This is a genomic window from Xanthomonas sp. D-36-1 (assembly GCF_017746155.1).
Taxonomy (GTDB): Bacteria; Pseudomonadota; Gammaproteobacteria; order Xanthomonadales; family Xanthomonadaceae; genus Xanthomonas; species Xanthomonas cissicola.
On record NZ_JAGHWR010000066.1, the window covers coordinates 1 to 26,745 of the forward strand.

General features: G+C 65.6%; 20 protein-coding genes. All 20 read right to left on the bottom strand.

The window, feature by feature from the left end; genetic code table 11:
* Nucleotides 1-190: 190 nt before the first annotated feature.
* Nucleotides 191-1,138, bottom strand: coding sequence for a glycerophosphodiester phosphodiesterase family protein (locus J7367_RS17050; protein ID WP_007962234.1), 948 nt, complete (start codon nucleotides 1,136-1,138; stop codon nucleotides 191-193).
* A 147-nt stretch (nucleotides 1,139-1,285) separates the two neighbouring features.
* Entirely contained in the window at nucleotides 1,286-4,273 is a 2,988-nt protein-coding gene (locus J7367_RS17055; RefSeq protein ID WP_057663447.1) for a TonB-dependent receptor, read from the bottom strand.
* Nucleotides 4,274-4,499: 226 nt separating this feature from the next.
* On the bottom strand, nucleotides 4,500-9,401 hold the full coding sequence (locus J7367_RS17060; RefSeq protein WP_057663540.1) for an alpha-2-macroglobulin: 4,902 nt from the start codon (nucleotides 9,399-9,401) through the stop codon (nucleotides 4,500-4,502).
* A 724-nt stretch (nucleotides 9,402-10,125) separates the two neighbouring features.
* Nucleotides 10,126-11,124, bottom strand: coding sequence for a nucleoside hydrolase (locus J7367_RS17065; RefSeq protein ID WP_042676284.1), 999 nt, complete (start codon nucleotides 11,122-11,124; stop codon nucleotides 10,126-10,128).
* Nucleotides 11,125-11,437: 313 nt separating this feature from the next.
* Nucleotides 11,438-11,683, bottom strand: a complete 246-nt coding sequence (locus J7367_RS17070) for a DUF2274 domain-containing protein (protein ID WP_057663450.1) — start codon at nucleotides 11,681-11,683, stop codon at nucleotides 11,438-11,440.
* Nucleotides 11,680-12,948 carry a TrbI/VirB10 family protein gene (locus J7367_RS17075; RefSeq protein WP_057663453.1) on the bottom strand — a complete coding sequence of 423 codons (1,269 nt, stop codon included), beginning with the start codon at nucleotides 12,946-12,948 and terminating at the stop codon, nucleotides 11,680-11,682. The genes J7367_RS17070 and J7367_RS17075 overlap by 4 nt, the downstream gene beginning before the upstream one ends.
* Before the next feature lie 2 nt (nucleotides 12,949-12,950).
* Nucleotides 12,951-13,943, bottom strand: coding sequence for a P-type conjugative transfer protein TrbG (trbG, locus tag J7367_RS17080; protein WP_057663456.1), 993 nt, complete (start codon nucleotides 13,941-13,943; stop codon nucleotides 12,951-12,953).
* On the bottom strand, nucleotides 13,940-14,644 hold the full coding sequence (gene trbF / locus J7367_RS17085; protein WP_057663461.1) for a conjugal transfer protein TrbF: 705 nt from the start codon (nucleotides 14,642-14,644) through the stop codon (nucleotides 13,940-13,942). The genes trbG and trbF overlap by 4 nt, the downstream gene beginning before the upstream one ends.
* A 30-nt stretch (nucleotides 14,645-14,674) precedes the next feature.
* Nucleotides 14,675-16,039: a P-type conjugative transfer protein TrbL gene (gene trbL, locus J7367_RS17090; protein WP_057663464.1), complete on the bottom strand. Its 1,365-nt coding sequence runs from the start codon at nucleotides 16,037-16,039 to the stop codon at nucleotides 14,675-14,677.
* Entirely contained in the window at nucleotides 16,036-16,341 is a 306-nt protein-coding gene (locus J7367_RS17095) for a hypothetical protein (RefSeq protein ID WP_057663466.1), read from the bottom strand. The genes trbL and J7367_RS17095 overlap by 4 nt, the downstream gene beginning before the upstream one ends.
* A gap of 12 nt (nucleotides 16,342-16,353) precedes the next feature.
* Nucleotides 16,354-17,091: a P-type conjugative transfer protein TrbJ gene (gene trbJ, locus J7367_RS17100; protein ID WP_057663470.1), complete on the bottom strand. Its 738-nt coding sequence runs from the start codon at nucleotides 17,089-17,091 to the stop codon at nucleotides 16,354-16,356.
* Nucleotides 17,088-19,580 carry a conjugal transfer protein TrbE gene (gene trbE, locus J7367_RS17105; protein ID WP_057663474.1) on the bottom strand — a complete coding sequence of 831 codons (2,493 nt, stop codon included), beginning with the start codon at nucleotides 19,578-19,580 and terminating at the stop codon, nucleotides 17,088-17,090. The genes trbJ and trbE overlap by 4 nt, the downstream gene beginning before the upstream one ends.
* 10 nt (nucleotides 19,581-19,590) lie before the next feature.
* Nucleotides 19,591-19,863 carry a VirB3 family type IV secretion system protein gene (locus tag J7367_RS17110; RefSeq protein WP_057663478.1) on the bottom strand — a complete coding sequence of 91 codons (273 nt, stop codon included), beginning with the start codon at nucleotides 19,861-19,863 and terminating at the stop codon, nucleotides 19,591-19,593.
* The gene (locus J7367_RS17115; protein WP_057663482.1) at nucleotides 19,860-20,252 is read right to left on the bottom strand and encodes a TrbC/VirB2 family protein; all 393 of its coding nucleotides are present in this window, start codon (nucleotides 20,250-20,252) and stop codon (nucleotides 19,860-19,862) included. The genes J7367_RS17110 and J7367_RS17115 overlap by 4 nt, the downstream gene beginning before the upstream one ends.
* Nucleotides 20,249-21,316 (bottom strand): P-type conjugative transfer ATPase TrbB, encoded by a 1,068-nt coding sequence (gene trbB / locus J7367_RS17120; protein WP_057663485.1) that lies wholly within the window; start codon nucleotides 21,314-21,316, stop codon nucleotides 20,249-20,251. Before trbB ends, J7367_RS17115 begins: the two co-directional genes overlap by 4 nt.
* On the bottom strand, nucleotides 21,313-21,789 hold the full coding sequence (locus tag J7367_RS17125) for a ribbon-helix-helix protein, CopG family (protein WP_057663488.1): 477 nt from the start codon (nucleotides 21,787-21,789) through the stop codon (nucleotides 21,313-21,315). Before J7367_RS17125 ends, trbB begins: the two co-directional genes overlap by 4 nt.
* Nucleotides 21,786-23,798: a conjugal transfer protein TraG gene (locus tag J7367_RS17130; RefSeq protein ID WP_057663491.1), complete on the bottom strand. Its 2,013-nt coding sequence runs from the start codon at nucleotides 23,796-23,798 to the stop codon at nucleotides 21,786-21,788. Before J7367_RS17130 ends, J7367_RS17125 begins: the two co-directional genes overlap by 4 nt.
* 230 nt (nucleotides 23,799-24,028) lie before the next feature.
* Nucleotides 24,029-24,292: an EexN family lipoprotein gene (locus tag J7367_RS17135; protein WP_057663494.1), complete on the bottom strand. Its 264-nt coding sequence runs from the start codon at nucleotides 24,290-24,292 to the stop codon at nucleotides 24,029-24,031.
* On the bottom strand, nucleotides 24,289-25,233 hold the full coding sequence (locus tag J7367_RS17140; RefSeq protein ID WP_057663497.1) for a LysR substrate-binding domain-containing protein: 945 nt from the start codon (nucleotides 25,231-25,233) through the stop codon (nucleotides 24,289-24,291). Before J7367_RS17140 ends, J7367_RS17135 begins: the two co-directional genes overlap by 4 nt.
* A gap of 10 nt (nucleotides 25,234-25,243) precedes the next feature.
* Complete coding sequence (locus J7367_RS17145) at nucleotides 25,244-26,716, bottom strand: MFS transporter (RefSeq protein WP_209028957.1); 1,473 nt, start codon at nucleotides 26,714-26,716, stop codon at nucleotides 25,244-25,246.
* Between the last annotated feature and the right edge of the window lie 29 nt (nucleotides 26,717-26,745).

The following is a 26,745-nucleotide window of genomic DNA, read 5'->3' on the forward strand; positions in this document are numbered from 1 at the left end:
GCGCCAGAAATGGCGAAATTCCGAAGTTCCAAAAGCCACTCTTCGGAACGACGCCACCTTCCGCCCTGTCAGGTCTCGTTGTTCAGACCTTCCTTAGACGTGACACCTCGTCCGTTAAGTTGTTTGGTGCACGGCGCGCCGTGCTAGACCTCGTTGCCACCGCTTGGGACGGCGGCCTGGTCGCTTCCGCTCAGCGCTTTTCCAACGTGGCGCGATAGCGCAGCAAGGCTTCCGGCGCATCGGTCTGGATGATCGACACACCGTCGCGGTACATCCGGCCCCAGACCTTGTCGGGATCGCGCTCGGCGTCCGCATCGCCGCCATAGCCGGCAATGAAGCCGTCCCACAACGAATTGACCATCAGCCGCACGTTATGCGCCTTGCTCACCGCTGCCAGTGCCGGCAATTGCGCGGCGGTCATCTTCGGCAACTCGAATGCCATCGGGCGTGCATTGCGCGTCTGTGCCGTTGCAATGGCGGCAAGATCGGCCTTGCCATGCGCGTTGATCAGGATCGGGAAGAAGTACACCGTATCGAACGGCGGCATCGCAGCCAGTGGTGCGGTGAAGATGCCGGCTTCGGCCTTGACGATCACCTGATGCTGCATGCCGGCGCGTGCGACTGCGTCGATCACCTGCACGTAGATCGCGTCCTTGACATCCAGGTTGAGCAGGATGTGCCCCTTGGCCTTGGCCAGCATCTGCTCGAGCGTGACCACGCGCTGGTCGGTCAGCGGTGCCTGTGCACCGCCTTCGTCGCTGCGCAGGCGCAGTGTCTGCAGATCGGCCAGGGTCAACTCGGACAGCTTGCCGGTGCCATCGGTGGTGCGGTCCACGGTGGCGTCATGCAGCATCACCAGACTGCCATCGGCGGCACGCCGCACATCGGTTTCCATCACATCGGCGCCGATGGCGATGCAGCGCTCCAACGCCGCCAGCGAGTTTTCCGGCGCGGTCTCGATGAAGCCGTGCTGTGGCGCGGCAGCATGACACCCGCGGTGCGCCACCACCACGATGCCGCCCTGCGGATTGGTCAGGCGCGCCTGGATCGCGGCCACGCCTGTCGGTGCGGCGCTCGCCGCAGTGGCCACAACCGCGCACAGCACGACGGCGAGGACGGCAATAGGGCGTGATGTCATCGAACGGCTCCAATCAGATGTGTGCAATACGGTAGCGCGGCAGACGGGCGTTGCCGCGCTTCACACGCGCTGGTGAAATCAAGCGGGTAAACGGCAGGCATCGATCTCAGGCTGGTACGCATTGCCCACCCGTTGCCCGGGCCGCGCTCACAGCGTCGGCGTGAACCGCAGACCCACCCAATAGGTGGTGGGCGCCGAATAACTGTCCTTGAGCAGATTCTGCCCGGGGCCGGTCACGCTGGTGATGCGGCTATGGGTGATATTGCTGACCTGGCCGATCACGCTCAACTGCTTGCTCACCGCATAGGTGGCGGTGAAATCCAGTTGCGAACGCGGCGACCAATACAGGTCCTGCCAATCGATGTTGCTGACGATGGAACGCAGCGCCTTGCCTTGCCGGTTGTAGGCCGCACGCAGTTCCAGCCCGCCGGCGTTGTAGAACAGCGTTGCGTTGGCGGTGTAATCGGGCTGACCCACCAGATTGTCGAGCTTGCGCTCGCGCTGGGTCAGGCTGCTGCCGCTGCCGACGCTGTAAGGCACGTCCAGACTGCCATCCAGCAATGCGAGGTTTGCGCTGAAACCGACGCCACTCAACCACGGCGCGATCGGCCCCAATGTGTTGACGATGCCGTTGAACTCCACGCCGCGGATACGCGCCTTGGCGGCATTGGCCGGTGTGCTGATTAACGCATTCGCATACGTGGTGCCGTCGAAGGTGAAGCTGTCGGTGCGCGAGAGCGTAAAAATCTCGTCCTGGATATGTTTGTCGAAGACGGCAGCCGACGCAAACGCATCGAAATCGCCGGGAAGGCGCCATTCCAGCGATAGATCCAGGTTGTTGGACACACGCGGCTTGATGTCGGGGTTGCCGATGGTGACGGTGACGCCCTGCGCGTTCGGGTTGCCGGCGTCTGTCGTATTGACGAAGCCGATGGAGGTACGCGCCGCATAGGCATCGTACGGCGGGCGGCCCAACGTGCGGCTTGCACCGGCACGCAGATCCAGCGCATCGGTCAGGTGATAGGTCATCACCGCCGACGGCAGCAGATAGTCGTAGTCCGCACTGGTCGGGTTATCGACGTACACGTAATGATTGGTTGCCGCATCCAGCTGCCGCTGGCGGCCCACCGTGTCGAGCTTGGTGCTGTCGAAATGCACACCGGCCTGCACATTCAAACGATCGCTGCGATAGCTGATCAAGCCATAGCTGCCGAAGGTCTTTTCGGTATGCGTGAAATTATCCTGATTGCTGAAGGCTTGCTGGTCGGTGCTGTTGAACGCGCTCAATGGCGTGGCCGCCAGCACGCGATTGGCCTTGTCCGGATCGATGCTCAGCAGGTTCAAACCGGCATAGCGCATCGGCGCCCTACCGGTGCCCACCACGTCGGCCAGGCCGAACGCCGGCGCCGTCGTATTGGGCTGATACTCGACGCGATAGATCTCGTAGGACGGCTTGTCGGTGGTATACGACACGCCTGCCGCAAAACCGATGCCCTGATCGCTTTCGCCTTGGTTGAAACCGTAATCGAGCCGACCGGTCAGGATGCGATCGGACGCGGTGCGCTTATAGTCTGGGCGCCAGTACGACAGGCTATAATTGTCGAGATTGTTGTATGCCTGCGGCGACACGCCGAACCGTTGATCGAAGCCGGAGGTGTCGTAATTGAACGCATAGTTGGGCGTGGCATTGACGGTCACGCCACTGCCGGTCTGGCCCACCGGCACCGGTGCCGGGCGCGTGATGCCGGTGGCGTACTTGATCATGCGAATCGGCTCGTCGTAGGTCGCATCCGACCACGCACCGCGCGCGGAAAACTGTTGGCGATCGGTGGGCCGCCAGATCGTTCCCAGCTGCGCAACCTTGGTACGCGTGGTGACGATCTGGTTTGAATAGCCCACCTCGATGTCGCCGCCGGGATAACTGCCGGACGTTGCGGTCTGATTGAAGACCCGACCACGGTTGCGCGGATCGATGATGACCTCGTTGCGCTCCATGTCGTCCTTGAAATAGTAGTAGCCGGCCATCGCGTAGGCTTCGAGCGCCGCGCTGGGCCGCATCTCGAACTTGCCGGTGAGGCCATAACGGTCGCGCTGATCCTGCACGTACCAGTATTTATCCTGCTGCGGTACCGCCCAGCCATTGCCGAGACTGTCGCCGGTCTGCAAGACACCGCTGTTGTCGTAGAACCCGTAGTGCACCGTGTCGGTGGTCATATGGGTTTCGGTGTAGCTGCTCAGCGTTTGATAGTTGGCAGACACGGTGACACCGTACTGCTGCTCGCTACCGAAGGTGCGGCTACCGGTGGCGTTGACGCGATAGCCCGGATCGTCCTGATCGCGCGGCTTGCCGACATCGTTGGCGTGGCCGAGTGCGGCTTCGGCGCTGAAGAACGGTTTACCGCCATTTTCGAACGCGCTGCGGGTTTTCAGGTTGATCGCACCGCCGGTGGCGTTGGGATCCAGGTCGGGGGTGAAGGTCTTGACCACCTGCAATTCGCTGACCATCGAGGCCGGCAACAGGTCCAGGCGCACGCCGCGCGTGATCGAACCGAGCGTGCCGTTCGGTGTGCCGGGCGAGGCGATGGTGAGCCCGTCGATGGTGACGTTGTTGTACGAGGGCCCCAGGCCACGCAATACCGGCGTGGCTGCTTCATCGCGCGGATGCTCGTTATCGGTGGCAGGCAAGACGGACAAGCCAGGCACGCGCCGCAATGCCTCGACGATGGTGCTGTCGGGCAAGGCACGCACGTCGGTGGCGCTGATCACATCGGTGATATTGGTCGCCGCACGCTTGCTTTCCACCGCAGCCGCGTTGGCGCGGCGCACGCCGGTGACCTGCATGGCATCAAGGGTCTTGACGCCGCTTTCAGGCCCGGCCGCGGCGGGCGCCTCGCGGCCGGCTGCATCGTTGCGCGAGGTTGTGGAGGCGGTGTCCGAGGGATGCTCTGCCACCGACGCCGTCTCTGTGGGACGCTGCCCCTCATTGGATGACGCCGTGTCCGGGCGTATTGGTGACGCAAGACCCACGGCGTCGGATGACACGCCGACGGTTTGCGCCTGCACTGCAGGCGAGCATGCGGCAATGGCCACGGCAAGAACGGACAGGTGCATACGGTACGGATCGAAGCGCTGCATGGAATCCCGTGAGTTGCGCAGCACTGACGCCGCGCCGATGAGAAAGCACGCCACCGTAGAGCGTAAAAATGACCTTCGCGTGTCGCCTGCGTCGCAGCGAAAAGACAATGCGCAGCGATGGCGCGGCATACGAAGCTGGGACGGCGCAGGAGCGCGCTTGCGCGCGACGGGACTCCTCCCGTAACGCCTCATCGCGCGCAAGCGCGCGCGCTCCTGCATTGATCTCCTAAGGCTGCACCACCGTCATCGTGGCTGGCGTGCTGCGGCCCACTCCGCGCAGCTCGGGGCGGTACATGTCTTCCACCAGGGATGGCGGCACCGTGTAGGTCCCCGGGGTGACGGCACGCACCAGGTAATACACCTGCGCCTTGCTGCCAGACGACAGCGCCAGCGCGGCCACATAGCGGTCGTCGCGGAACTCTTCGTGCTTGACGTCGGCGGCGCTGGACCGCTCGCTGATGCCGATGCCGTCCACCACTACATCGGCCCATTGCTTGGCATCGCCGAGATTGAAATTCTCGATCTCCAGGCCGGCCGGCAACAGGTCGGTGAGCAAGGCGTCGGGCATGCTGCTGTTGGCAGTGATGCTGACGCGCACGATCAACGCTTCGCCTTCCTTGAGTGGGCGCGGGGTCCACGGCTTGCCGTCGGTGGTGTACCAGCTGCGCTCCACGCTGAGATTGCGCGTGTCCGGTTCCGGTGCGCTGCGCGGAATGCCGGCCACTTCCAGGCTGGCGTACATCGGCGCCTCGCCTTGTGGTGCGAACTGCACACCGCGCGCCAGGGCGGCACTGTCGAAGCTACGCCCGAACACACGTGCGGGTGCGATCTGCTGCACCTGGTCGCCCACCGTCAAGGTACCGGACACCTGCTTGCCCTGCCCGACCATCAAGGCCTTGCCCAACCGCGCAAGCGCCACTTGCTCCTGCGTGCTCAGCCATAGCCAGCCGGTAGCGCGACGCGCATCCAGGGCGCGGCCCAGGGCCACCGCGCGGGTGTCGTACTCGGGCTTGGACAAACCGCGTTCGTGCAGCAACGCCATCATCAAGGCATCGTCCCGGATCGCGCTGCCGTAATCGCCGAAGTACGGCGGACGCTCGCTGCTGTCCTTGGCAAACCCGGCCTTGATCGCCGCTTCGCCACGCTTGGTATCGCCCTGCAGCGACAAGGCGATGCCCAGATGGACCAACGACAGGCCCGTCAGTGCCTTGTCGCGCTGATTGTCGTACAGCGCGCGCAGCGTGCCCAGCGGCGCACGGTTGACGCGTGCCAGTATGTACCCGGACCAGGCCTGATTGGCGAACTTCAGGTTGTCGCGACGGTCCTGCCCGTAGAACTCGTTGCCACCGGACAACAGATCTTCGCTCAGGCGGTTGAGCGCCTTTTGCAACACGTTGTCGGGCACCGCAAAACCGGCGTCCTTGGCATCGAGCAGGAACTCGGCGATATAAGGCGTGAGCCCTGGGTTGACGTAGCCATCGTCGCCCCACATCGAAAAATGCCCGCTGGCGATCTGCATCGACGCCAGACGCCCGAACGCACCTTCCATGCGCTCGCGGCGCTTGGCCGGCTCCAGCCCCTTGGTGCCGAGCGCCCTGGCGGTGGCATCGTCGAGCAGCAGCGCTGCATAACCCTTGCTGGTGGTCTGCTCGGCGCAACCATACGGATACTCCAACGCGCCCTGCAATGCGCTGGCGAACGGAATGGGCGGCAACGCGCTGACCACCATGCGTGCGGTCACCGAGCCGGCCATCAGGCCATCGGCAAATCCGCTGTCCAGGGTGATCGGCGCCAGCGGATCGAGCACGCGGGTCTGCGCACGCAACACCTGCGGCCAGCCGGCGCGCACCGGCAACTCGTAGCTGCGGTCGGCCTTGAATCCGTTGCCGTCCACGCGCACGCGCACCTTGGCCACGCTATAGCCTTCGGTGGCGCTCAGCGGGAAGCTCAGCGTCTGCTTGGCGTCCACGCCGAGCTTGACGCTGCGCGACGCTTCGCCGAGGGCGAGCGGGCCAATGCCCTCCACACGCACGTTGAACTCGCCCGGCTTGCCGGTGAAATTCTGCACGTCCAGCGTCACCGTACTGCGGTCGCCCGGGGCCATCACGCGTGGCATGCTGGCTTCGGCCAGGATCGGCGCACGCACGACGGTTTCCATGTCGCGATTGCCGTAACGCGTGTCCGAGTACACCAGCGCCGACACCCGCAAGGTGCCGTTGAAATCCGGCACCGGCAGTTGCACGCGCGCGTTGCCGCGGGCGTCGAGTTTCACCGAGCCGGAAAACAGGTCAACGGTCTGCACGCGCGCGGTCGGGCGCTTGGCCTGCGGCAGGGCTTCCAGCGCCATGTCGCCACCGAACTTGAGCTTGCCGCTGGCGCCTTCGAAACTCTCGATCACCCGCCCATAGATGTCGTACGCATCGGTCCCCAGACGACGCTGCGCGAAGAACTGCGCGTTGGCATCGGGCACCGGGAAACGGGTGATGTTGAGGATGCCCACATCCACTGCCGAAATGGTCACGTGCGCGGCCTTGCCTGCCAACTCGGGCACGCTCACCGTCACCGGCAGGGGCTGCTCGGGGCGCATCTGCTTGGGTGCGGACAAGCCCACCGCCACCCGCCGCGCCTTGCGGTCCATCGGCACATAGGCCACGCCCACCGCACGTGCCGGAGTGATCTTGCTGGGCGCACTGCCGCCGCGGAAGACCAGTGCGGTGACATACACATCGTGGCGCTCCCACGCCTCGGTCACCGGAATCTCGAAGCTGCTGCCCGGCTTGACGTCGATGTCCTGCACGTACAGCAGCTTGTCGCTTTCCACCAGCAGCACCCCCTTGCCGGCATGCGGCGGGGTCAGCGTGACCTTGAGCGTATCGCCGGCGCGGTAGCCGGTCTTGTCCAGCGCCAGCTTGACCTTGTCCGGGCGCGCATCCAGGCCACGGTTTTCATCGTTCCAGCTCCAGCCGGCGCGGAACGGGTAACGCGTGGTCAGCCCGCTCGCCGGGTCGAAGACGTCCAGGCGGTACTCGCCCCATTCCACCGGAAAATCGATCTTGGCATTGACGCTGCCCACATCGAGCGTGCGCGTGTCCTTGTTTTCGAAGCGACGGGTGAAGTCGTAATCCCAGTGGTTGTCGGTGTAGTTCCAGTGGTAGTCGCGCAGCTCGCGCACCAACGTGACCTTCAGGCCCTTGGCCGGCTGCGGCTTGCCATCGGCATCCACGCGGGTCACTTCGAAGCGCGCCGTCCCATTGGCATCGGCGCCGTCTTCGTCGTCGAACAATGGCCGCACGCCGACCAGGGCCTTGGCCGGCCACAGCACGCGCTTGAGGGTGCGGGTGACCGTGCGCCCGCCAGTTTCGTACACGCTGCCGGAGACGACCGCGGCAATCGTGCTGATCGGCTTGGCCTCGTCCGGCAATGCGATGTCTTCGCGCAGGATGCCGTCGTCACCGAACTCGGTGTCGATCACGTCCTTGGCTTCGCGCGGCAGCTCCAGCGTGGGGTCGCCGAAGAACCAGCCGGGCAGCGCTTCGAGCGGATGCTGCTCGACGCTGACTGCCAGCTTGGCGGTGAAACGGTTGCCAGCGGCCGGCGCGCCGTACAGATACGCGGCATTGGCCACCAGCTTGAACGGCTGGCCGGCGCTCAAGATCTGTTGCGTGCTGTCCAGGTCCAGCTTCATGCGCTCGGGCAGGAACTCTTCCACGCGCACGGTCATGCCCTGCACGGCGTCCTTGCTGGCCGGATCGGTGCGGAATTCCACCTGCCAGCGGCCGGTCGGCGCATCGGCCGGAATCTGCTGGGCAAATTCGAAATAGCCCTGCTCGCCCGGCAACAGCTTGGTCTCGCGGAAGGTCTTGCCGTCCGGCTGCTTCAGGCGCAAAAACACCGGCTGCGGCTTGGTGGGCTTGCCGTCGTTGTCGCGCAGGATCGCCGAGACCCGCATGGTTTCGCCGGGGCGGTACAGATCGCGACCGGCCCAGGCGAACACATCGAACCACGCGCCCTGGCGGCCGGCCACGGCGAACTCGCTCAGATCCAATGCCGGCTGGTTGAACGGCAGCAGCGAAATGTCGGTCTTGCTGCGTGCGGTCAGCACATGGCCGGCGTCGAGCGTGTAGTTGAGCAGCGCATTGCCGTTGCCATCGGTTGCACCTCTCAGGAACAACTCGCCCTTGGCGTCGAGGATGCGTAGCTCCACGTTCTTGATCGGCTCGCCGCTCTGCAACGAGGCGGTGTGGACGAACAACTTGTCCTTGTAGGCGCGCGTATGCAGGCCAATGTCGCTGACGGTAAAGAACGCTGTGTCGAATTCGTTTTCGAAACTGCCGGCGCGCTTCATCACCGCGAAATACAGACCCGGTTCCTGCAGCTCCTTGATGTCCTGCGTCGGCAGGTAGGTCAGCACGCGTTCGTTCTGCTTGCCGCCAAGAATGAAGCGATTGACGTACACCGGGTCGGCCAGTTGGGACAACGGCTGGTTACCGCTGTATTCGCTCTCCAGATCCCAACTGCCACGGCGCCCGCCACGCTGGAACTGCTGGAAGAATGCCGGCAGCGATTTTTCGCGCACGCGCAGGAACTCGACATCCACCTCCGGCACGTTCACCGACACCACCGGCAGACCACGGCTCTCACGCGCCGGCAGCACGCTGCCCTGCGAAGCGAACCCGGCCACCGGCTTGAGTTCGCCGGTGTAGACCTTTTGCTTGAGCGGCTTGCCCAGGCGGCTGCCGTCGGCGGCCAGCAGGTTGGCGTCGACCAGCACGGTGTAGTCCTTGGCCGCTTCGACGTACGGGTAGCGCAGCGTCTTGCCGTCCTCGGACAGCGTCCAGCTGCTGTCGCCCGTGCCGACCTTTTCTTCGAAGCGCACCAGCGCATCGAAATCCTGCGTGCCGACCAGCGGCCGCGAGAATTCCAGTGCCAGCGACAGGCCGTCGCTGGTCTGGTCGGGATAGGCACGCGCCAGCGCGAAACCGGTGATGGCCTGCTTGTCGGCCTTGATCGCCTCGCCGCTTGCCGCGGGCAGCTGACCGCTTTCGTTGCGCTTGCACGCCACCGCGCCGATCGCCACGGCCAGCAACACCGCCCACAGCAACATCCGCGGTGTGCCCGACCGCATCATCAGTGATCCCTGGCTGTCCATTCGTGCTACTCGCGATGTGAGAACGCAAGTATAGCGACGGCGCGCATCTGGCTGCTGGCGCCAAAGCGACGACGTGGCTGCTTGCCGATGGGCGGCAAGCGTGCGCTGCTGGCGAGCGTTGCGATGGCAAACTGGCGGTGAGCGCATGGTTTGGTAACCGCGCCTGGAGCGAGTGCCGGACCACGTCATGCCGCCTAGCGCAGGCAGCTGGGCTATGACTTGGCTGCAGGGCCCTTGCCCGCCCGCCATCGCAGGACATGCAGCGAGTACCTCCCTGTAAGCTCCGTGGCGGCATCCAGGCCGCCCAGGGTCCCGCGACGGCGAGCGGGCAAGGACCAATTACGATTGGCCGGTGTCTCTGAGAGCAGTGCTCAAAGCGCCTTTTTGATCGCCCCTCGCTCGTTCTGTCGTCGCGTCCATCGAATGCCAAACAATCGATCCGCGACAGCACGCCAACCGAGTCGAAATGAGCCGCTTTCAGTTGGTCGCCAGCCAACTGTCTGGGCGCGCCGCCCTCGCCGCTTGCGGGACCGTTGGCGGCATGGATGCCGCCATCGAGCCTCCAAGGATGGATTCACGGCGTGTCCCGCGAGCGGTGAGGGCACTGCGCTGTCGACCAACCAGGCTCTTGACTAGCTCACAAAGAGCTGCAAAAAAGCACTCGCCGCGGGGCACGGGCATTGACGACATTTGTTCCCCGCTATCAGGGCAACTCCAGCAACGAACGCATGTACAGTTCGATCAGCGCCGGCTTGTCCACGCGCAGACAGGCCTGCACATTGGGCGCACCAGCACCTTCGCGGGTATAGCCTTGCGCATCCACGTCCAGATGCAGCGGCGTGGTCGGGCATAGCGCCGGGCGTAGCAGCCAGGCCACCGGTACTACATCAAACAACGTGGGCGTGGCACTGGCCCAGGGCTGGTCGGTGTTGCGCCACTGGTAGTACAGCTGCGTCAGCGCATCGGTCAGTCCGTCACCGTGCGCGAACAGGGCCACGCGCTCGGGCTCTTCCAGCGTGACCTGCGTGGCATCCAGCGGCAACAACACGATTGGCACACCAGATGAGAACACGCGCTGCGCTGCCGGCACGTCGGCCAGGATGTTGTACTCCGGCGCCGGCGCACTGGCCGGACGATACGCAGACTTGCCATAGCCCACCCGCACCGATCCGCCCATCGCCACCACACGCTTGAGCTTGGCAAAGCCGGCCGGGTCGCGTTGTTGCGCCAGCGCCGCATCGGTCATCGGCCCCAGCACCAGCAAGGTGACCTCGCCCGGATGCTGGCGCGCCTGCTGCAGGATCATCGCGGCCGCATCAGGCAGTGCCGCCGGCACCTGTCCCTTGGCCGCCCAGCGTGCCTGGCTAAACGCAATGCTGCTGGTGGTACGTGCGCCCACCGCCAGCGGGATCTCGCTGCGCCCGGCCTGCTGCAACAACCGCTGCAGTAACTGCACACGCAACGTCGTGTCGCCCCATGCCGATGCGATGCCCAGTACCCGCAACTGCGGGCGACGCAGCAGCAACCCCAACGCGAACGCATCGTCGATATCGTCGCCGATGTCGGTGGAGACCACCACTTTCTCGCTCTGCACAGATGCCGGTGTGGATTGCACAGCTGCGGCGGACTGCTGCGCCCACGCGGCTGTCGACACGCACCACATCGCCACCAATCCCCACGCGCGTTGCCAGGTCCGCTGCATCTGCCCACTCCTGCTGCCATAAAAAATTGGCGGCGTCAAGTCATTTGTGAAAACAGCCTGATGGCCGGAAGTCTATATGGGGTGCGGGTTTAGCTCTACTTCGGGCCGCTTTGCGGGGCTGCGGCGTTGTGGGCTAGGAGCCACATAAGAGCGTCGCGGTAGAAAGCCGGAGCGTGCTGCATCGGGGACGTTTGCCAGCAGACGGCGGCCGCGTTTCATCATCATAGCCCACAACGCCGCAGCCCTCCAGAACGAAGAACGTGCAGCCTTGGCTGCGCGTTCGAGGGATGACCACCAGCGGAAACCGGCATCATCAGCTTGGCTTCGGAGGCGCGGCCTTGCCCACGCCTCCCTTCCTGAATCCCCGATCCCCGGCCATGAAGGCTTCCAGCATGTGCGGAATTAGCACTGTGGCATCGACCGCTTCGCCGTAGGTCTGCGCGTGCAACGCTGCGTAGCGGTCGAGATCGGCTTTCAGGCTGGCCGGGCAGGCAAAGGTCAGTTTCGTCATGTCATGGCGCGGCAAAGGGCCAAGCCGTAGTTTCTTGGGCCTGCTCATCGGGACGTGCCTCTGGTGAAAAAGAGTGGCTGGTAGGGCCGCAACACCAGGTCGCGGTTGACGATGATGCGAACCGGCAGGCCCGGCCGTTCGGTCAGCGTCGGCTGGATGTTCATATTGCGTCGGGTGATCTCCTGCCCGACCTGATTCACGCTGTCCTGCGCGCTGTCGCGCCCGGCGATGATGATGCGATCACCGTCCTGTCGGTTCTCCGGTGCGGCCAGTTCCGCACCCACGCCTAGCAGTGTCGTCAATGCTGCGCCGGCGACGATGCGGCCCCAGTGGTAGTCCACGTCGTCTTCCAGCCCGGCGTAGCCGGCCGGATCGGTGCCGGCCAGATTGTCGAGTGTGAGCGAAGACGTGTCGGGCAGGATGATCCGGTTCCACACCACCTGCACGCGGCTCTGCCCGTAGCTGACCTGGCTGTTGTATTTGCCCAGGATGCGCGAACCCTGCGGGATCAGTAGGAAGCGCCCAGTAGCCGTGTCATAGACCGGCTCCGTCACCGTGGCGATCACGTCGCCCGGCAGATCGGACTTGATGCCCGTCACCAAGGCACCTGCGACCACTGTTTCGGCCATGACCTGATACGGCGAAGCCGGCAGCGTCAGGTTGCCGGAATTACGGGTTTCCGTGGTTCCGGCTTTCTGAAACACCTCTTTCTGGCTTTGCTGGTTCTGTGCCACGGTCGGATCGGCAGGCTGGGCGGCCGTTGAGGCCGGGCCAGCCGCCAGCGGGTCGAACGCTGCATTGGCGGCGAAGCCCGGCGCGGCGGCTACCTGCGTCTGCGCCACCGGCGCGGCCTTCTGCGAACCCGAGCGGAAAAACACCGTCGAGGCCGCTGCCGCTTCGGCTTCCTTGCGCAGCGCGTCGTTGGGATCATGGCCGGGGGCCGCATAGGCGGCCGTCACCGGCTGCTGCGACTTCACGATGGCCGGGCCAAGATCGCCAGGCAGCGGCGGCCCCAGCTCCGGCACCTTCGGCGGCAGCTTGGAGTAGTCCGCCGGCAGCGCGTCGAGCCCTTCCGACTTGGAGACGCGATCGACGTTGTAAAGCTCGGTCTGCTCCGTGGCACCGCGCCGCTGCGGTTGCAGCGACCACATCAGCGCGCCGAGCACGGCGACCGACAGGGTGCCGGCGAGCATGGCCAGCGTGCGCCGGTTCAAGCGCGTGACCGGGCGCGGCTGCGCGCGCAGCGCCACCGCTTCGGGTGCTACCTTGCCCGCCTGCGGCGCGGCAAGGTCGGGAGTATCGTCCTGGCTCATGGTCAGTTCCTCCGCGCCACGCCATCGGTGCGCTCGATGCGTACCACGTCACCACCATCGCCACCCAGGCGCAGTTCGGCCGCGCCGAACAGCCGATCCACGATGTAGTACGGCGAGCGGAAACGGTGGTTCACCAGTTGCCTATCGCCTTGCGCGCCGATGACGAACAAGGGCGGCAACTCGCCTTGGGCGATACCCGGCGGGAACTGGATATAGACCTTCTCGCCATCATCGAAGGCGCGCAGCGGCTTCCACGGTGGATTGCTGCCCGACACCGCGTAGCGGAAACGGATCTTCTCCAGCGACAGGCCGGTATCGACCGGCGCGGCAGCGCTGGCCGCCTGCGCCTGGCGCTGCAAGGCCAGCATCCGGTCTTTCGGATAGTCCCAGGACACCGACGCCATCCACGCCTTCTCGGTCGAGGTCAGCTCCAGCAGGTACGTCCGGCGGCTGGTGGTAATGACCAGATTGGTTTTGAGGCCCGAGCGGATGGGCTTGACCAGCACATTGACGCGCAGCGCCTCGCCGCTGCCACTGGACGTATCGCCGACGATCCAGCGCACGGTATCGCCAGCGGCGACCGTCACCAGTTCCTCGCCCGGCTGGAGCGCGATCACGGTCACGCGGCCCACGGCCGCATAGACCTGATAGAGCGCGCCGTCGGTGAAGGGCCACACCTGAATCGCATTGACGTAGCCCTCGCGGGTCGGCGCGATGCGCGCCTCGGCGTTCGCTTTCGACACGCGCACGGTTTCGTCGGCCGACTCCGGCACGGGCTTGGCGCCGGCGGTCCCCGGCAGCGGTTTCAACTGATCCGGCAGCGCCAGCGGTTCGGAAACGGTAATGACTTCCACCGGTTTCGGCGGCTCCGGCAGTGGCTGTGCCTGCACCGGCTCATCGAGCGAAATGGACGGCGGCGGCTTGCCCTGCGAGGCGCAGCCGGCGAGGGTCAGCAGGATCAACGGCAAAGCGTAAAAGCGGAAAGGCAGGTTCATGGCTTGGCTCCTTCGGAAGCATCCAGTTCGCGGCTCCACGACAGGCCGTTGACGTAGATCCCCAGCGGGTTCTTGCGCAGGCGCTGTTCGGTGCGCGGGGTTTGCAGGACAGTGGAAAGCACGGCGTTCCAGCGTTCGGTGCCAGCGGGTGCGCCGTTGACGAATCGCTGTTCCGTCCAGCGCACGTTGAACGACGTGTCGCTGGCGCGGACAACGCTGGTGATCTGCACCGTCACCGACTCGCGGCCGATGCGGGCGAAGGGATCGTTCTTGCTGGCGTAGTCGTTGAGCACCGCTGCGCCCTTGTCGGTGGTGTAGTCGTAGGCATCCAGCCAGTTCTGCCGCACCACGATGGGATCGACGGACAGCGAGCGCACCAGCGTGATGAAATGCGCCAAGTGGTAGGCAATCTGCGCGTCTGCCGGCTTGTATGGCGTGGCAGCTTCGCCGACCGCGCGCACCTGGCCGCTCTTGTCCACCTCGATGACGTAGGGCGTCACGATGGACTGCGCGGAGCGCCACACCAGGCCGCCGGCCATCAGCAGCGCGAGCGTGAGGCAGCCGAAGGCCATGAATCGCCAGTTCTTCGCCTGGACGCGGGCCGAGCCGATGCGCTCGTCCCAGACCTGGGCGGCGGATTGATACGGGGTGGCAGGCTGCGGCGTATCGGCATAGCGCACCTGCGGTCGCTTGAATTGCATAGGGGTTCTCCTTGGTGGTCAGGGTTCGCGTCATTCATCGGGGCGCAGGCTCGGGCCTTGCCCCGAGCCGCCACCGTCGCCACCGCGTAGCGTGTGGGCGGCGGTGGTCGCGGCATGTGTGATCTGTTGGCGGCGGTGCATCCGCTTGGCCCAGGCGGGCTGCTCCTGCTTCGGTGCGCTGGCGGCGCTGTCTGCGCCTTCGCCTGTGGCGGCCGGGCCGGAACCGGCTGCGCCTCCGTTCCAGCCAGCACGGAAGGAACCGGCCACCTTCTGCCCGGCAGCGGAAGCGCCCGATGCGGCGCGGCGGCCTGCCGCCTGCGCGCCGGTCTTGGCGACATTGCCGAGGCCCGCAGCCGCGCCCTTGGCCCCGCCGCCCGCAGCGGCGGAACCGGCCTGAAATGCGGACTTGGCGCTGCTGGCTGCTGATGTGGCGGCGCGTGCGCCGCTGCCGGCCAGCTTGGCGGCGGCCGGGGCCATGCGTGCGCCCGCCATGACCGCACCGCCCACGCCGGTTGCGGCGGCACCGATGGCAACGCCCGTACCAACTGCGCCGACGGCAGCACCCGCCATCGCGCCCGCCCCAAGCTGCGGCGCACCGGACACCAGGCCAGTGGCGATGCCCGGCCCGTAGATGCCGAGTGCAAGCAAGGCGAGCGAGGCCAGCATCACGACCAGCGCGTGGTCGATGGAAGGCTCGTCGGGATGCACCTGGAACTCCGCGAACAGGCCCGAGCCGATGCCGACGATGACGGCCAGCACCAGGACTTTGATGCCCGACGACACCACGTTGCCCAGCACCTTCTCGGCGAGGAACGAAGTCTTGTTCCACAGCGCGAACGGAATCAAGACGAAGCCGGCGAGCGTGGTCAGCTTGAACTCGATCAGCGTGATGAAGAGCTGTACCGCGAGCACGAAGAAGCAGAGGATCACCACCAGCCAGGCGATGAACAGCACCACGATGGGGTCGAGGTTCACGAACACTTCGGGGAAGCCGGCCATGTCGCCGATCTGGTCGAGGATCGGCGCGGCCGCGTCGATGCCGGTCTTCGCCAGGCGGCCCGGCTTCAGGAAGGTTTCCATCGTCAGGGTCGAACCGCCGGCCATCAGACCGAGGCCGGCGAACGACCGGAAGACGATGCCGGCCAGCCAGTTGAAGTTGTTGATGATGTAGGCGAAGGCACCGACGTAGAGCACCTTGCGCAGCAGCTTGGCGATCACGTCCTCGCCTTGGCCGGTGGCATGGCTCATGGCCCAATACAGGCCGGCGATGGTCATGTCGATGACGATGAGCGTGGCAGTGAGAAACGCCACTTCGCCATGCAGCAGCCCGAAACCCGAGTCGATGTAGCGCGAAAAGGTATCGAGGAATTTGTCGATGATGGTCACGTCATTCATGGCGTGTCCTCCGTAGCGGCGAGCGACGCATCGCCTTCCGGCGCGTCGTCGTCGGGTGTGTCGAAGCTCGCCGGGATCGGCGGCAGTTCGGCCAGCGAGCCGTACTCGTCCGGCCCGGCCTGGCCAGCGAAGAAGCGCTGCCGGAAGGCATCGGCGGCGGCGCGGCAGGTGTCTTCGCCTGCGGCTTGCCGGTCGGCTGCGCATCGGGTGCGCAGCGCCTTGAGCCGCACGGGATCGGCGGCCAAGGTCGCGGCCCGGTCTTCGGCCAGCAGCGAAACCACCAGAACGGGAACGCATCGCATGGCCGCCTCCTGTCAGTTGTTGTAGAAATTGACGGACTGCGGCGTGTACGGCGTGCCGGTGCCGAGGAAGCGCCGCCGCACTTCGCGGGCGCGCTCGGTCGCTGCCGCCTGCCGCGCCAGTTCCAGCGAGGCCGCCCGGTCTTGGGTGATCTGGAGCTGCTGGGCCTGGATGAACTGTTTGGCCTGCAAGGCGAGAAGCTGGTTCGTCGCCTGCATGGCCTGCAAGGCACCTGTGGCCGACTGGCTCTGGCTCACAAGGTCGGCCAGCGCGCTTTCGTCCTGCGCCAGGTTCTGCGACACCTGCGCCTGCATCCGCATCGCGGTGTGCAGGCCGTTCAGGATGTTCTTCCAGCGTTCGCGGGCGTCCTGCGCCATGCGGTCGCCGCTGACGGTGGCGGCGTACTGTTCGGGATACAGACGTGCGAACTCCCGATCCATGTTCTGCACGTCGTAGGCCAGCCCTTGCGCCTCGGCGATCAGGCGTTCGGTGGTGGCGAGCGTCGAGCGCAGCCGGTTGACGATGTTGAAATCCAGCTTCGTCAGGTTGCGCGCCTGGTTCATCAGCATCTGCGCTTCGTTCTGGAGTTGCCGAATTTGGTTATTGATCTGCTCCAGCGTGCGCACGGCGGTCAGCGTGTTCTGCACGAAGTTGGACGGGTCGAACACCGTCAGCGCCGATGCGGGCTGCACGGCCAGCAGCGACACCGATAGCGCGGCGGCCAGCGTTACGGAAAGCACACGGGTCTTCATGTCAGGTTCTCCTGTCGTGGTTGGGAAAGGAAGGAAGCCGCCGCCGGCGAGGACGGCAGCAGGTCGGCGGCCCAATCAAGGCCGCGATGGCGCAGCCACGCACCGGCGAAGCCGGGAGCGCCGGCCTGCATCAGCACGCGGTCGATGTCGCGTTGGTCTTGCGGTGTGGATGCGCCCGCGAACGCGAGTGCGGCCGGCCCCAGGTCGAGGTCGAACAGGCGATTGCCCAGGCACGATTGGTAGTAGTAGTCGCGCTTGGGCTGCGCGGTGGCGACGATTTCGATTTGCCGGCTGTTGAGGCCGAAGCCCTCGTAGATCGTGCGAATCTGCGGCTCGGTGGCCTGCGGGTTGGGCAAGAAAATCCGGCTGGCGCAGCTTTCGATGATGGCTGGCGCGATGGTCGAATCCTTGATGTCGGCCAGCGACTGCGTGGCGAAGATGACCGACACGTTTTTCTTGCGCAGCGTCTTGAGCCATTGCCGGATGCGGGCCGCGAAAGACGGCTCATCCAGGAACAGCCACTCCTCATCGAGAATCAGCAGCGTGGGTGCACCGTCGAAACGCGCATCGAAGCGGGCGAACAGGTAGCGCAGCACCGCTTGCACGGCGGCGGGGCTGTGCATCAGTTCTTCCATCTCGAAGCCCTGCACGTCGCCGCTGCCGAGCCGGTCACGGTCGGCGTCCAGCAGCTTGCCGTGCGCGCCGCCGAGCACATAGGGCGACAGGGCTTGGCGTAGCGCGTTCGATTGCAGCAGCACCGAAAGCCCGGTCATCGTGCGCTGTTCCATTGGCGCACCGGCAAGACTTCCCAGCGCCGACCAGATGGCGGCTTTCTCGTCGGGGCCGACGGTTACGCCTTCATGCAGCAGGCGGCCTTCGATCCATTCGGCCGCCCAGGTGCGGTAGGCCTCGCCGTCGATGCGGGCGAGCGGCTGAAAAGCGATACTGCCATCGGCCCCGAGGTCGTAGTGTTCGCCCCCCAGGCCCAGCACCGTCGCTCGCATGGATCGCCCCATGTCGAAGGCGAAGATGCGCGAACCGAAGTAGCGACGGAACTGCAAGGCCAGCATCGCCAGCAAAACGGATTTGCCCATGCCGGTCGGCCCGGCGACCAGCGTGTGCCCCACGTCGCCGATATGCGTCACCAGCCGGAACGGCGTCGCGCCATCGGTGCGCGTGACGATCAACGGTGGGCCGTCGAGGTGGGCGTTCTTCTCCGGCCCGGCCCACACGGCGGACACCGGCATCATGTGCGCCAGGTTCAGCGTCGAGACGATGGGCTGGCGCACGTTGGCGTAGGCGTTGCCGGGAATGGACGACAGCCACGCATCGACTGCGTTGAGCGTTTCGGGGATGGTGACGAAGCCCCGGCCCTGAATGACGCGCTCCACCCTGCGCAGCTTTTCGTCGGCCGCAGCGGCATCCGTGTCCATCACGGTGACGGTGGCCGTCAGGTAGCCGAAGGCGACTTGATCGCTGCCCAACTCTTGCAAGGCCGCGTCCGCGTCGGCTGCCTTGCTGCTGGCATCCGTGTCCACCAGCGGCGATTCTTGCTGGAAGATCGTTTCGCGCAGCAGCGCGATGACGTTCTTCCGTTTGGCGAACCATTGGCGGCGCAGGCGGCCCAGCTCCTTTTCCGCCTCGGCTTTGTCGAGGCAGAGGAACCGGGTTGACCAGCGATAGGCAATGCCCAGCCGGTTGAGGTCGTCCAGAATCCCCGGCCAGGTCGAAGTCGGAAAGCCTCGTACCGACACCACGCGCAGATGCTGGTCGCCCAGCATGGGCGCGAGGCCGCCGACCAGCGCGGAATCGGCCAACAGCGCGTCAAGGTGGAAAGGCACCTCGGGCACCGCCAGCCGGTAGCGCCGCGTGGACACCGTGGCGTGCAGGTAGGTCAGCGTCTGCGCGTCATCGAGCCACCCGATTTCCGGCATCACGCCATCAAGCAGGTCGAACACGCGATCGGTTTCCGCCACGAAGGCATCGAGCCGGCCGCGCCAGTCCACGCCATCGCCCGGTGCGTGCTCGTAGAGCAGCTTGGCCGCACGGGCGCGGGATTCCTCGGGCGGCAGATAGGCCAGCGTCAGGTGATAGGCGCTCTCGAAGTGGTGGCCGTTCGGCCGCGAAACGCTCCCCCGGAGCGTTTCGTCCTCGGCCTCACCCTCGAAGGCGGCGCGGCGCTCCTCGTCCACCAGCCACGACAGCGGTTCGGGGAAGTCGGAATGCGGATAGTCCGCCGCCGGTTGGCGCTCGGCTTCCACGAACAGCGCCCAGCCCGATCCCAGCCGGCGCAGCGCGTTGTTCAGCCGCGCCGTGGTGGCGATCAGCTCGCCCTGCGTGGCGCTGTCCAGATCCGGCCCGCGAAAGTGCGCCGTGCGCTGAAAGCTGCCGTCCTTGTTCAAGACGACACCCGGCGCGACCAGCCCGGCCCAGGGCAGCCAGTCGGCCAGCAGCACGGGCCGCTGGCGGTATTCGGCAAGGTTCAGCATGGCATCCCCCTCACACGTCCAGCAGCGGCTTGTGCTTGATGTGCCGGGCGAAGACCTGCATGAACTGCGGATCGACACGCGCGCCCCACACGGCCAGCGAGTGGCCGACGATCCAGAGCACGACACCGGGAATCCAGAGTTGCAGGCCCAGCCCGACGGCGGCGGCCAGCGTGCCGTTGGCAATCGCCACGGTGCGAGGTGCGCCGCCCATCAAAAGCGGTTCGGTCAGCGAGCGATGTAGCGGCACCTCGAAGCCGGCCGCGAAGCTGTCCGTCCCGCTCATACAACCGCCCCGCCGGAGAAGCTGAAGAACGACAGGAAGAAGCTCGACGCCGCAAAGGCGATGGACAGGCCGAAGACGATCTGGATCAGCTTGCGAAAGCCCCCCGACGTGTCGCCGAAGGCCAGCGCCAGGCCCGTCGAAATAATGATGATGACCGCGACGATGCGCGCCACCGGCCCCTGGATCGACTCCAGAATGGATTGCAGTGGGCCTTCCCACGGCATCGAAGAACCGGCGGCCTGCGCCGTTCCGGCCAGGAACAGCAGCAACGCGGCCAGCAGCAGCCCTTGCCCCGCCGGGCGGGCCAGGCTGCGCAGCCGTGCGAGGCTTGACGGCTGGGAAAGCGGATTTACGGAAAAGTGGAAAGCGTGAGCGTGCATCTGCGTCATGGCAGTTCTCCAGGTTGGTCAAGGGACGGGGAAGACGCAGCGGCATCGGCTGCGAGAGGAACCGGCATCAGCTCGGGAAGCGGTGTTTCCAGCGCGTCCGCCAGGCGGTAGCCCACACCGTCGAAGCCGACGACGCGGGCGATGCTTTTGACGCGGCGCTTGCGGCCGCGCCCGTCGATGTGGATGACGACATTGACCGCCTCGGCGATCAGCGCACGCGGCGGGTTCACCGCCACTTCGAGAATCAACTGTTCTAGGCGCAGCAGCGCGCCCAGCGCGGAACCAGCGTGGATGGTGGCGATGCCGCCAGGGTGGCCGGTGCCCCACACCTTCACCAAGTCTAGGGCTTCGCCGCCGCGCACCTCGCCGACGATCACGCGGTCGGGGCGCAGGCGCATCGTGGCGCGCACCAGCTCGGTCATGGACACGACGCCCGCGCGGGTGCGCAGCGGAACGTGGTCGCGGGCTGCGCATTGCAGCTCGATGGTGTCTTCAAGCACCAGCACGCGGTCGCCGGTGGCGGCGATCTCGGCCAGCAGCGCGTTCGCCAGCGTGGTCTTGCCGCTGCTCGTTGCCCCGGCGATCAGGATGTTCTGGCGCTCGCGCACGGCGCGGCGCAGGAAGTCCGCCTGGCCTGTGGTCAGAATGCCGTCGGCCACATAGCGATCCAGGCCGATGATGCTCACGGCCCGCTTGCGCAGCGCGAAGGCCGGGCCGGGCGCGGCCGGTGGCAGAATGCCCTCGAACCGCTCGCCGGTTTCGGGCAGCTCGGCGGTCAGCAGCGGCTGGCCGCGATGCACTTCCGCACCGACGTGCGCGGCCACCAGGCGGATGATGCGTTCGCCATCTTCTTCGGGCAGTTCCACGCCCAGCGGCGTGCGGCCCGACGACAACCGATCCACCCATAGGGTGCGGTCGGGATTGAGCATGATTTCCACCACGTCCGGGTCGGCCACCGCGGTGGCGATCACCGGCCCCATCGCCGTGCGCAGCATCTGGATTCGACGATCCAGCGAAGCCGCGGTGGATGAGCGTTCGGGCGGGGTTTGCGGAACGGCGCTCATGAGGCACGCTCCGCAGTTCGTTCGTGGGCTTCGGCAAGCGCAGCCGCGTCATCCATCCGCACCGGGTCGGGATGCAGTTCTTCCACCACGTCGCGCACCAAGCTGCGGCCACGCAGCAGGTGCCGGCCAAGCTGTTCGACGAACTGCTCGAAACGCGCCTTGCCCTGGGCGCGGGCCGCATCCTGATGGGCTTCGGGAATCGGCGTGCTGACCGTGAGGAAATAGCGGACGAACAGCGCCAGCGTTTCGATCTGGATGTTCTGGTCGCGCTCCAGGCGGTCGGCCTGGCGCGAGAGGCGATCGAGCCGCTTGGCAATGGCGGCCTCGCGCTGGTCGCCGGAATCGGGCGACAGCCACGATGCGAGCGCCGCCGCGACGATGGACGACTTGGAGACGCCTTTCTTGGCGGCCAGTTCTTCGAGACGCTTGGCGTGCTCGGGCTGGATGAACAGATTGAGGCGGTAGTGGCTCATAGGTCGATTCCGTCGTTGGGGTCGAGGGAAGCCAGCCGGGCCGTGCGCTGCATGGCCGGGTCGAGCTGGCCGGGGCGAGATGCAAAGCCAGGCAGCGGCAGGTCGTCGTCGTCATCGAGCAGCGCCAGGTCGTTGCCTGCGGGTTGCGGTTCGGGGCTGTATTCGGCGACTTCGGACAGTTCCGGCTGCCGGCGCGGGCCGCCGTCGTCGGTGCCGCCCAGGCCATCGGTGGCTGTGCTGGCCGGTGCGGCGGGTACAACGGGGATCGCCAGGCCGCTCCAGTCGTCAGGGCGCGCAGGCGGCGCATCGGCGTACTGCCCGACCGTGAGTGCGGGTGGCGGCAATACGCGATTCTTGAAGTTCGCGTCGGCGTAGTAGCGCAGCTTCTTGGCCTTGATCGGTGCCACGCTGGACACCATCACCACGGCCTCGTCGGGCGGAAGCTGCATGACTTCGCCCGGCGTCAGCAGCGGGCGGGCCGTCTCCTGGCGCGACACCATGAGATGCCCCAGCCACGGCGCAAGCCGGTGGCCCGCGTAGTTGCGCTGCGCGCGCAGTTCGGTCGCGGTGCCCAGCGTCTCGGAAATGCGCTTGGCCGTGCGTTCGTCGTTGGTGGCGAACGTCACGCGGACGTGGCAGTTGTCGAGGATGGAATGGTTCTGCCCATACGCCTTGTCGATCTGGTTGAGCGACTGCGCGATGAGGAAGCTGCGGATGCCGTAGCCGGCCATGAAGGCCAGCGCCGTCTCGAAGAAGTCGAGCCGGCCCAGCGCGGGGAACTCGTCGAGCATCAGCAGCAGCTTGTGGCGGCGCTCGATGCCGTCGCTGCCGTCGAGCGATTCGGTGAGCCGTCGGCCGATCTGGTTGAGGATCAGGCGAATGAGCGGCTTCGTCCGTGAAATGTCCGAGGGCGGCACCACCAGGTACAGCGAGACGGGATGCTCGGAAGCGATCAGGTCGGCGATGCGCCAGTCGCAGCGCGACGTGACTTCGGCCACCGTGGGGTCGCGGTACAGACCGAGGAACGACATGGCCGTGGACAGCACGCCCGAACGCTCGTTGTCCGACTTGTTCAGCACTTCGCGCGCAGCGGACGCGACAACCGGGTGCGGTGCGTCGCCCAGGTGCTTCGTCGTCATCATCCGGTGCAAGGTCAGCTCGAATGGGCTGGCCGGGTCGGACAGGAAGTTGGCGACGCCGCGCAGCGTCTTGTCCTCGCCCGCGTACAACACATGCAGGATGGCTCCGACCAGCAGCGCGTGCGAAGTCTTCTCCCAGTGGTTGCGCTTCTCCAGCGCGCCTTCGGGATCGACCAGGATGTCGGCGATGTTCTGCACGTCGCGCACCTCATGCGCGCCACGCCGAACCTCCAGCAGCGGGTTATAGGCCGCCGACTTCGCATCCGTGGGGTTGAGCAGCAGGCAATGGGAGAAGCGCGAGCGCCAGCCGGCGGTGATCTGCCAGTTCTCGCCCTTGATGTCGTGGATAACGGCGGACGCGGACCAGGACAGCAGCGTCGGCACTACCAGGCCGACGCCTTTGCCTGAGCGCGTGGGCGCGAAGGTCAGGACGTGTTCCGGGCCTTCATGGCGCAGGTACTCGTTGCGATACTTGCCGAGGAAGACGCCGGCCGGATGCTTCAGCCCGGCCTTGCGAATGTCATCCGCTTCGGCCCAGCGAGCCGAACCGTAGGTAGTGACCATGCGCGATTGCCGCGAGCGCCATACCGACATGGCGATAGCGACCACCACGGCCACCAGACCGCTGCCGCCTGCGATGGCTCCGCCCATGTCGAAGACATGCGGCGCGTAGGCATCGAAGAAGAACCACCACTCGAACAGCCGCCAGGGGTGATAGACCGGTGTTCCAAAGAGGTCGAACCAGGGCGAGCCAAGGCGTAGTTGGTAGCCCAGGGCGGCGGCGGTCCATTGCGTTGCACTCCACACACCGGCGATCACGATGCTGAACACCACGGCGATCTGCCCGAACAACACGCCCTGACCTTGCATGATGGGCCTCCGATTCCTGCGCTATTCCTCGTTCAAACTCGGCACAAGAACGTGCCGCATAGCGTGAGAATCGGTGTCGGGTCAGTGCCGGTCAAAGACTGTTATCGAAAGCTCGATGATGAAAAAAACATCGTTTCAGGCTGCAAAGAACCCAATAAAAACGCCGCAGGTGTGAGCGCACTGCGGCGTGTTGGCAAAGAGGAACCGAGTTTCTTGCGAAGGGCTGGCGATCAGAACTTCGGTAGTGTTTCCGATGGCGTGTAGGGCGTCCTTCCATCGCCATAGAACCGCTTTCGCGTGGCCTCGGCGACGCGGTTGCACAACACGTCGCCAAGCGTCGTGCGGTCGGTCTTGCATTGCTGGCGTAGTTCCTTCAACCGTGCCGGATCGGCGGCCAGTTCGTTCACGGTTGGCACATTGGCCGGCTTGGGCGTTTCCGATTGACCGCAGGCCGTCAGCGCAGCGACCAATAGCAATGGGGCAATGCGTTTCATGTTGGGACGTCCTCCTGGGGATCAGATTCAGGTGGCGGTGCGGGCCTTACGCCTTCGGGCAGGTCGATGGCCTGTACTCGTTCGATGAAGTGGGCGAGCGTTTCCGAAGGCGCGCCTTCCGGGCGCAGCAGGTAAGTCGTCAGCATGGGAGAGCGTCCAGCCAGGGGGCGGGCCACCACACCAGATTCCTGGCTTGCCGCGATGTGTGGCGCACCGGCTAGTCCCAAGGCGAAGCCTGCCGACACCACGACCATCATCAGTTCGAACGAGGCGACGCGCTCGGCGATCAGAGGTTCCCGGTCAGCACGGCGCAGCAACCGGTCAACTTGGCGTGCATGGCCCTCGCACGCCAGCAGGTCGCATAGAACCAGTGGAAATTGCAGCACTTCCTCCAGTGGAATCCGCTTGTGCTTGAGCAAATGATGTCGCGCCGGCACGGCCACCATAAGCGGGTCATTCCACACCGCTTCGGCTGCGATGCCTTCGCCAACCTCATCCGACTGCGCAAAGCCCACGTCGTACAGGTCGTCTTGCAGCCCTTTGATCTGCTGTGCCAGCGGTACTTGGAACAACCGAATATCGACCTCGGGTTCCTCCTGCCGACACATCGCCAACAAGGCCGGCAACCGTGACGGCGTGATGCCATCGGACAGTGCGATGCGCAACTGGCGGTGGAAACCATTGGCCGCCGCCTTCACGCTGTCGCGCGCCTGCTGCAAGGAGGAGAATACGCGCGGCACATGTTCAAGGAACAGCTTGCCCGCCCGCGTCAGGCGCGTGCTGCGGCTAGTGCGGACGAACAACTTTTCGCCCAGGTCTTCTTCCAGTTCCTTGATGGTGCGCGAGAGCGGCGACTGTTCGATGTGCAGTCGTTCGGCAGCGCGGGCGAAATGGAGTTCTTCGGCCACGGCCAGGAAGCAGCGCAGGTGTCGAAGTTCCATCGCTAATCTCCTATTCCGGCAGCTTTCGCGGCAACCAGAGCCAAGCCACGATGCCAACCAACAGCGTGAGCAGCCCCCCAACACCCACGGCCAGGTGCAGCCCCGACAGGAAAGCCTCCTTGGCCTGCATCACGGCGTCTGCCGCGACGCCCGCATGGTCGAGGGTTTCGTTCAAGGTGCCGGCCACGCCCGGCCCGGACAGCCGGAAGACCAGCGCCGCCAGCGCCCCCAACAAGGTGATGCCCAGGGCATTGCCGATCTCGTTGCTGGTTTCCGCAATGGAACCGGCCGCGCCCGCGCGCTCGGGCGGCACGGCCGACACCGCGATCTCGGCCACGAGACTGAAAGACAGGCCGTATCCGACGCCTGCAATCACCGTCGAGGCCACGAATGCGATAGCGCCGGCCTCGGTCGTCGTGAACAGCAGCAGGAACACGCCCGCGCTGATCAGCAAATGCGTGGCGACCAGCGCGGCTTTGCGGCCAATGCGCTCCACTATGCGGCTGGTGCCGATGCAGGTGGCGGTGAGCACCACGGCGCCCGGCAGGGTCAGCAGCGCCGCCGTGAACACCTCGAAGCCCAGCACCGATTGCAGATAGATGCCCGACAAGTACCCTGCCGCCGACCAGACCACCAGCGACAGCAGGCCGGTCAGGATGGCGATCGAGAAGATGCGATCCTTGAACAGGCTCAGATCCAGCAGCGGGAACGCGATCTTCGTCTGGCGGCGGATGAACAGTGCCAGCGCGGCGATGCCGACGATGCCCACCACGGTCTGCGACGCCGTGAATCCCACCGCTGCCGCACTCTTGATCGACCAGGTGAACAGCAGGATGCCGGCGAAGGACAGCAGCAGGCTCGGAAAGTCGATGCGGCCATAGCGGGTCGCACGCACTTCGCGCAGCAGAATTGGTGCAGCCAGCAGGAAGACCAGCACCACCGGCACGTTGATCAGGAACACCACACCCCAGTCGAAGCGTTGCAACAGCAGCCCGCCGATTACCGGCCCGATGGCGAAGCCCGCCGCGAACGTCGCCGCGAAGATGCCAATGGCTTGGGCGCGCTGGCGCGGATCAGGAAACAGGGCGCTGACGATGGCCAGCCCCGAAGGCAGCAGCGTGGCGCCGCCCAGGCCCATCAGCGCGCGGAACGCGATCATGGCCTCGGGTGTGGTCGAGTACGCCACGCCCAGCGACCCCAGGCCGAAGATGATGGCTCCGGCCATGATCAGCTTCAATCGCCCATAGCGGTCACCGATGTTGCCGAAGGTGATCAGCAGCGAACCCACGACGAAGCCGTAGATGTCGAGAATCCATAGCGCCTGATCGGCCGTCGGCAGGATCGAAGACGTGACGCGCGGCATGGCGAGGTATAGGACGGAGCCGTCCATCGCCACGAGTAGAACAAGAGCAAGAACGGTCAGAAGCCCCAGCCACGCCTTGCGGCTGGCAGGTTGTGGAATTGAAAGCGGATCGGTGGTCATGGTCATAGCCCGGGTGTGGACGCCACCCG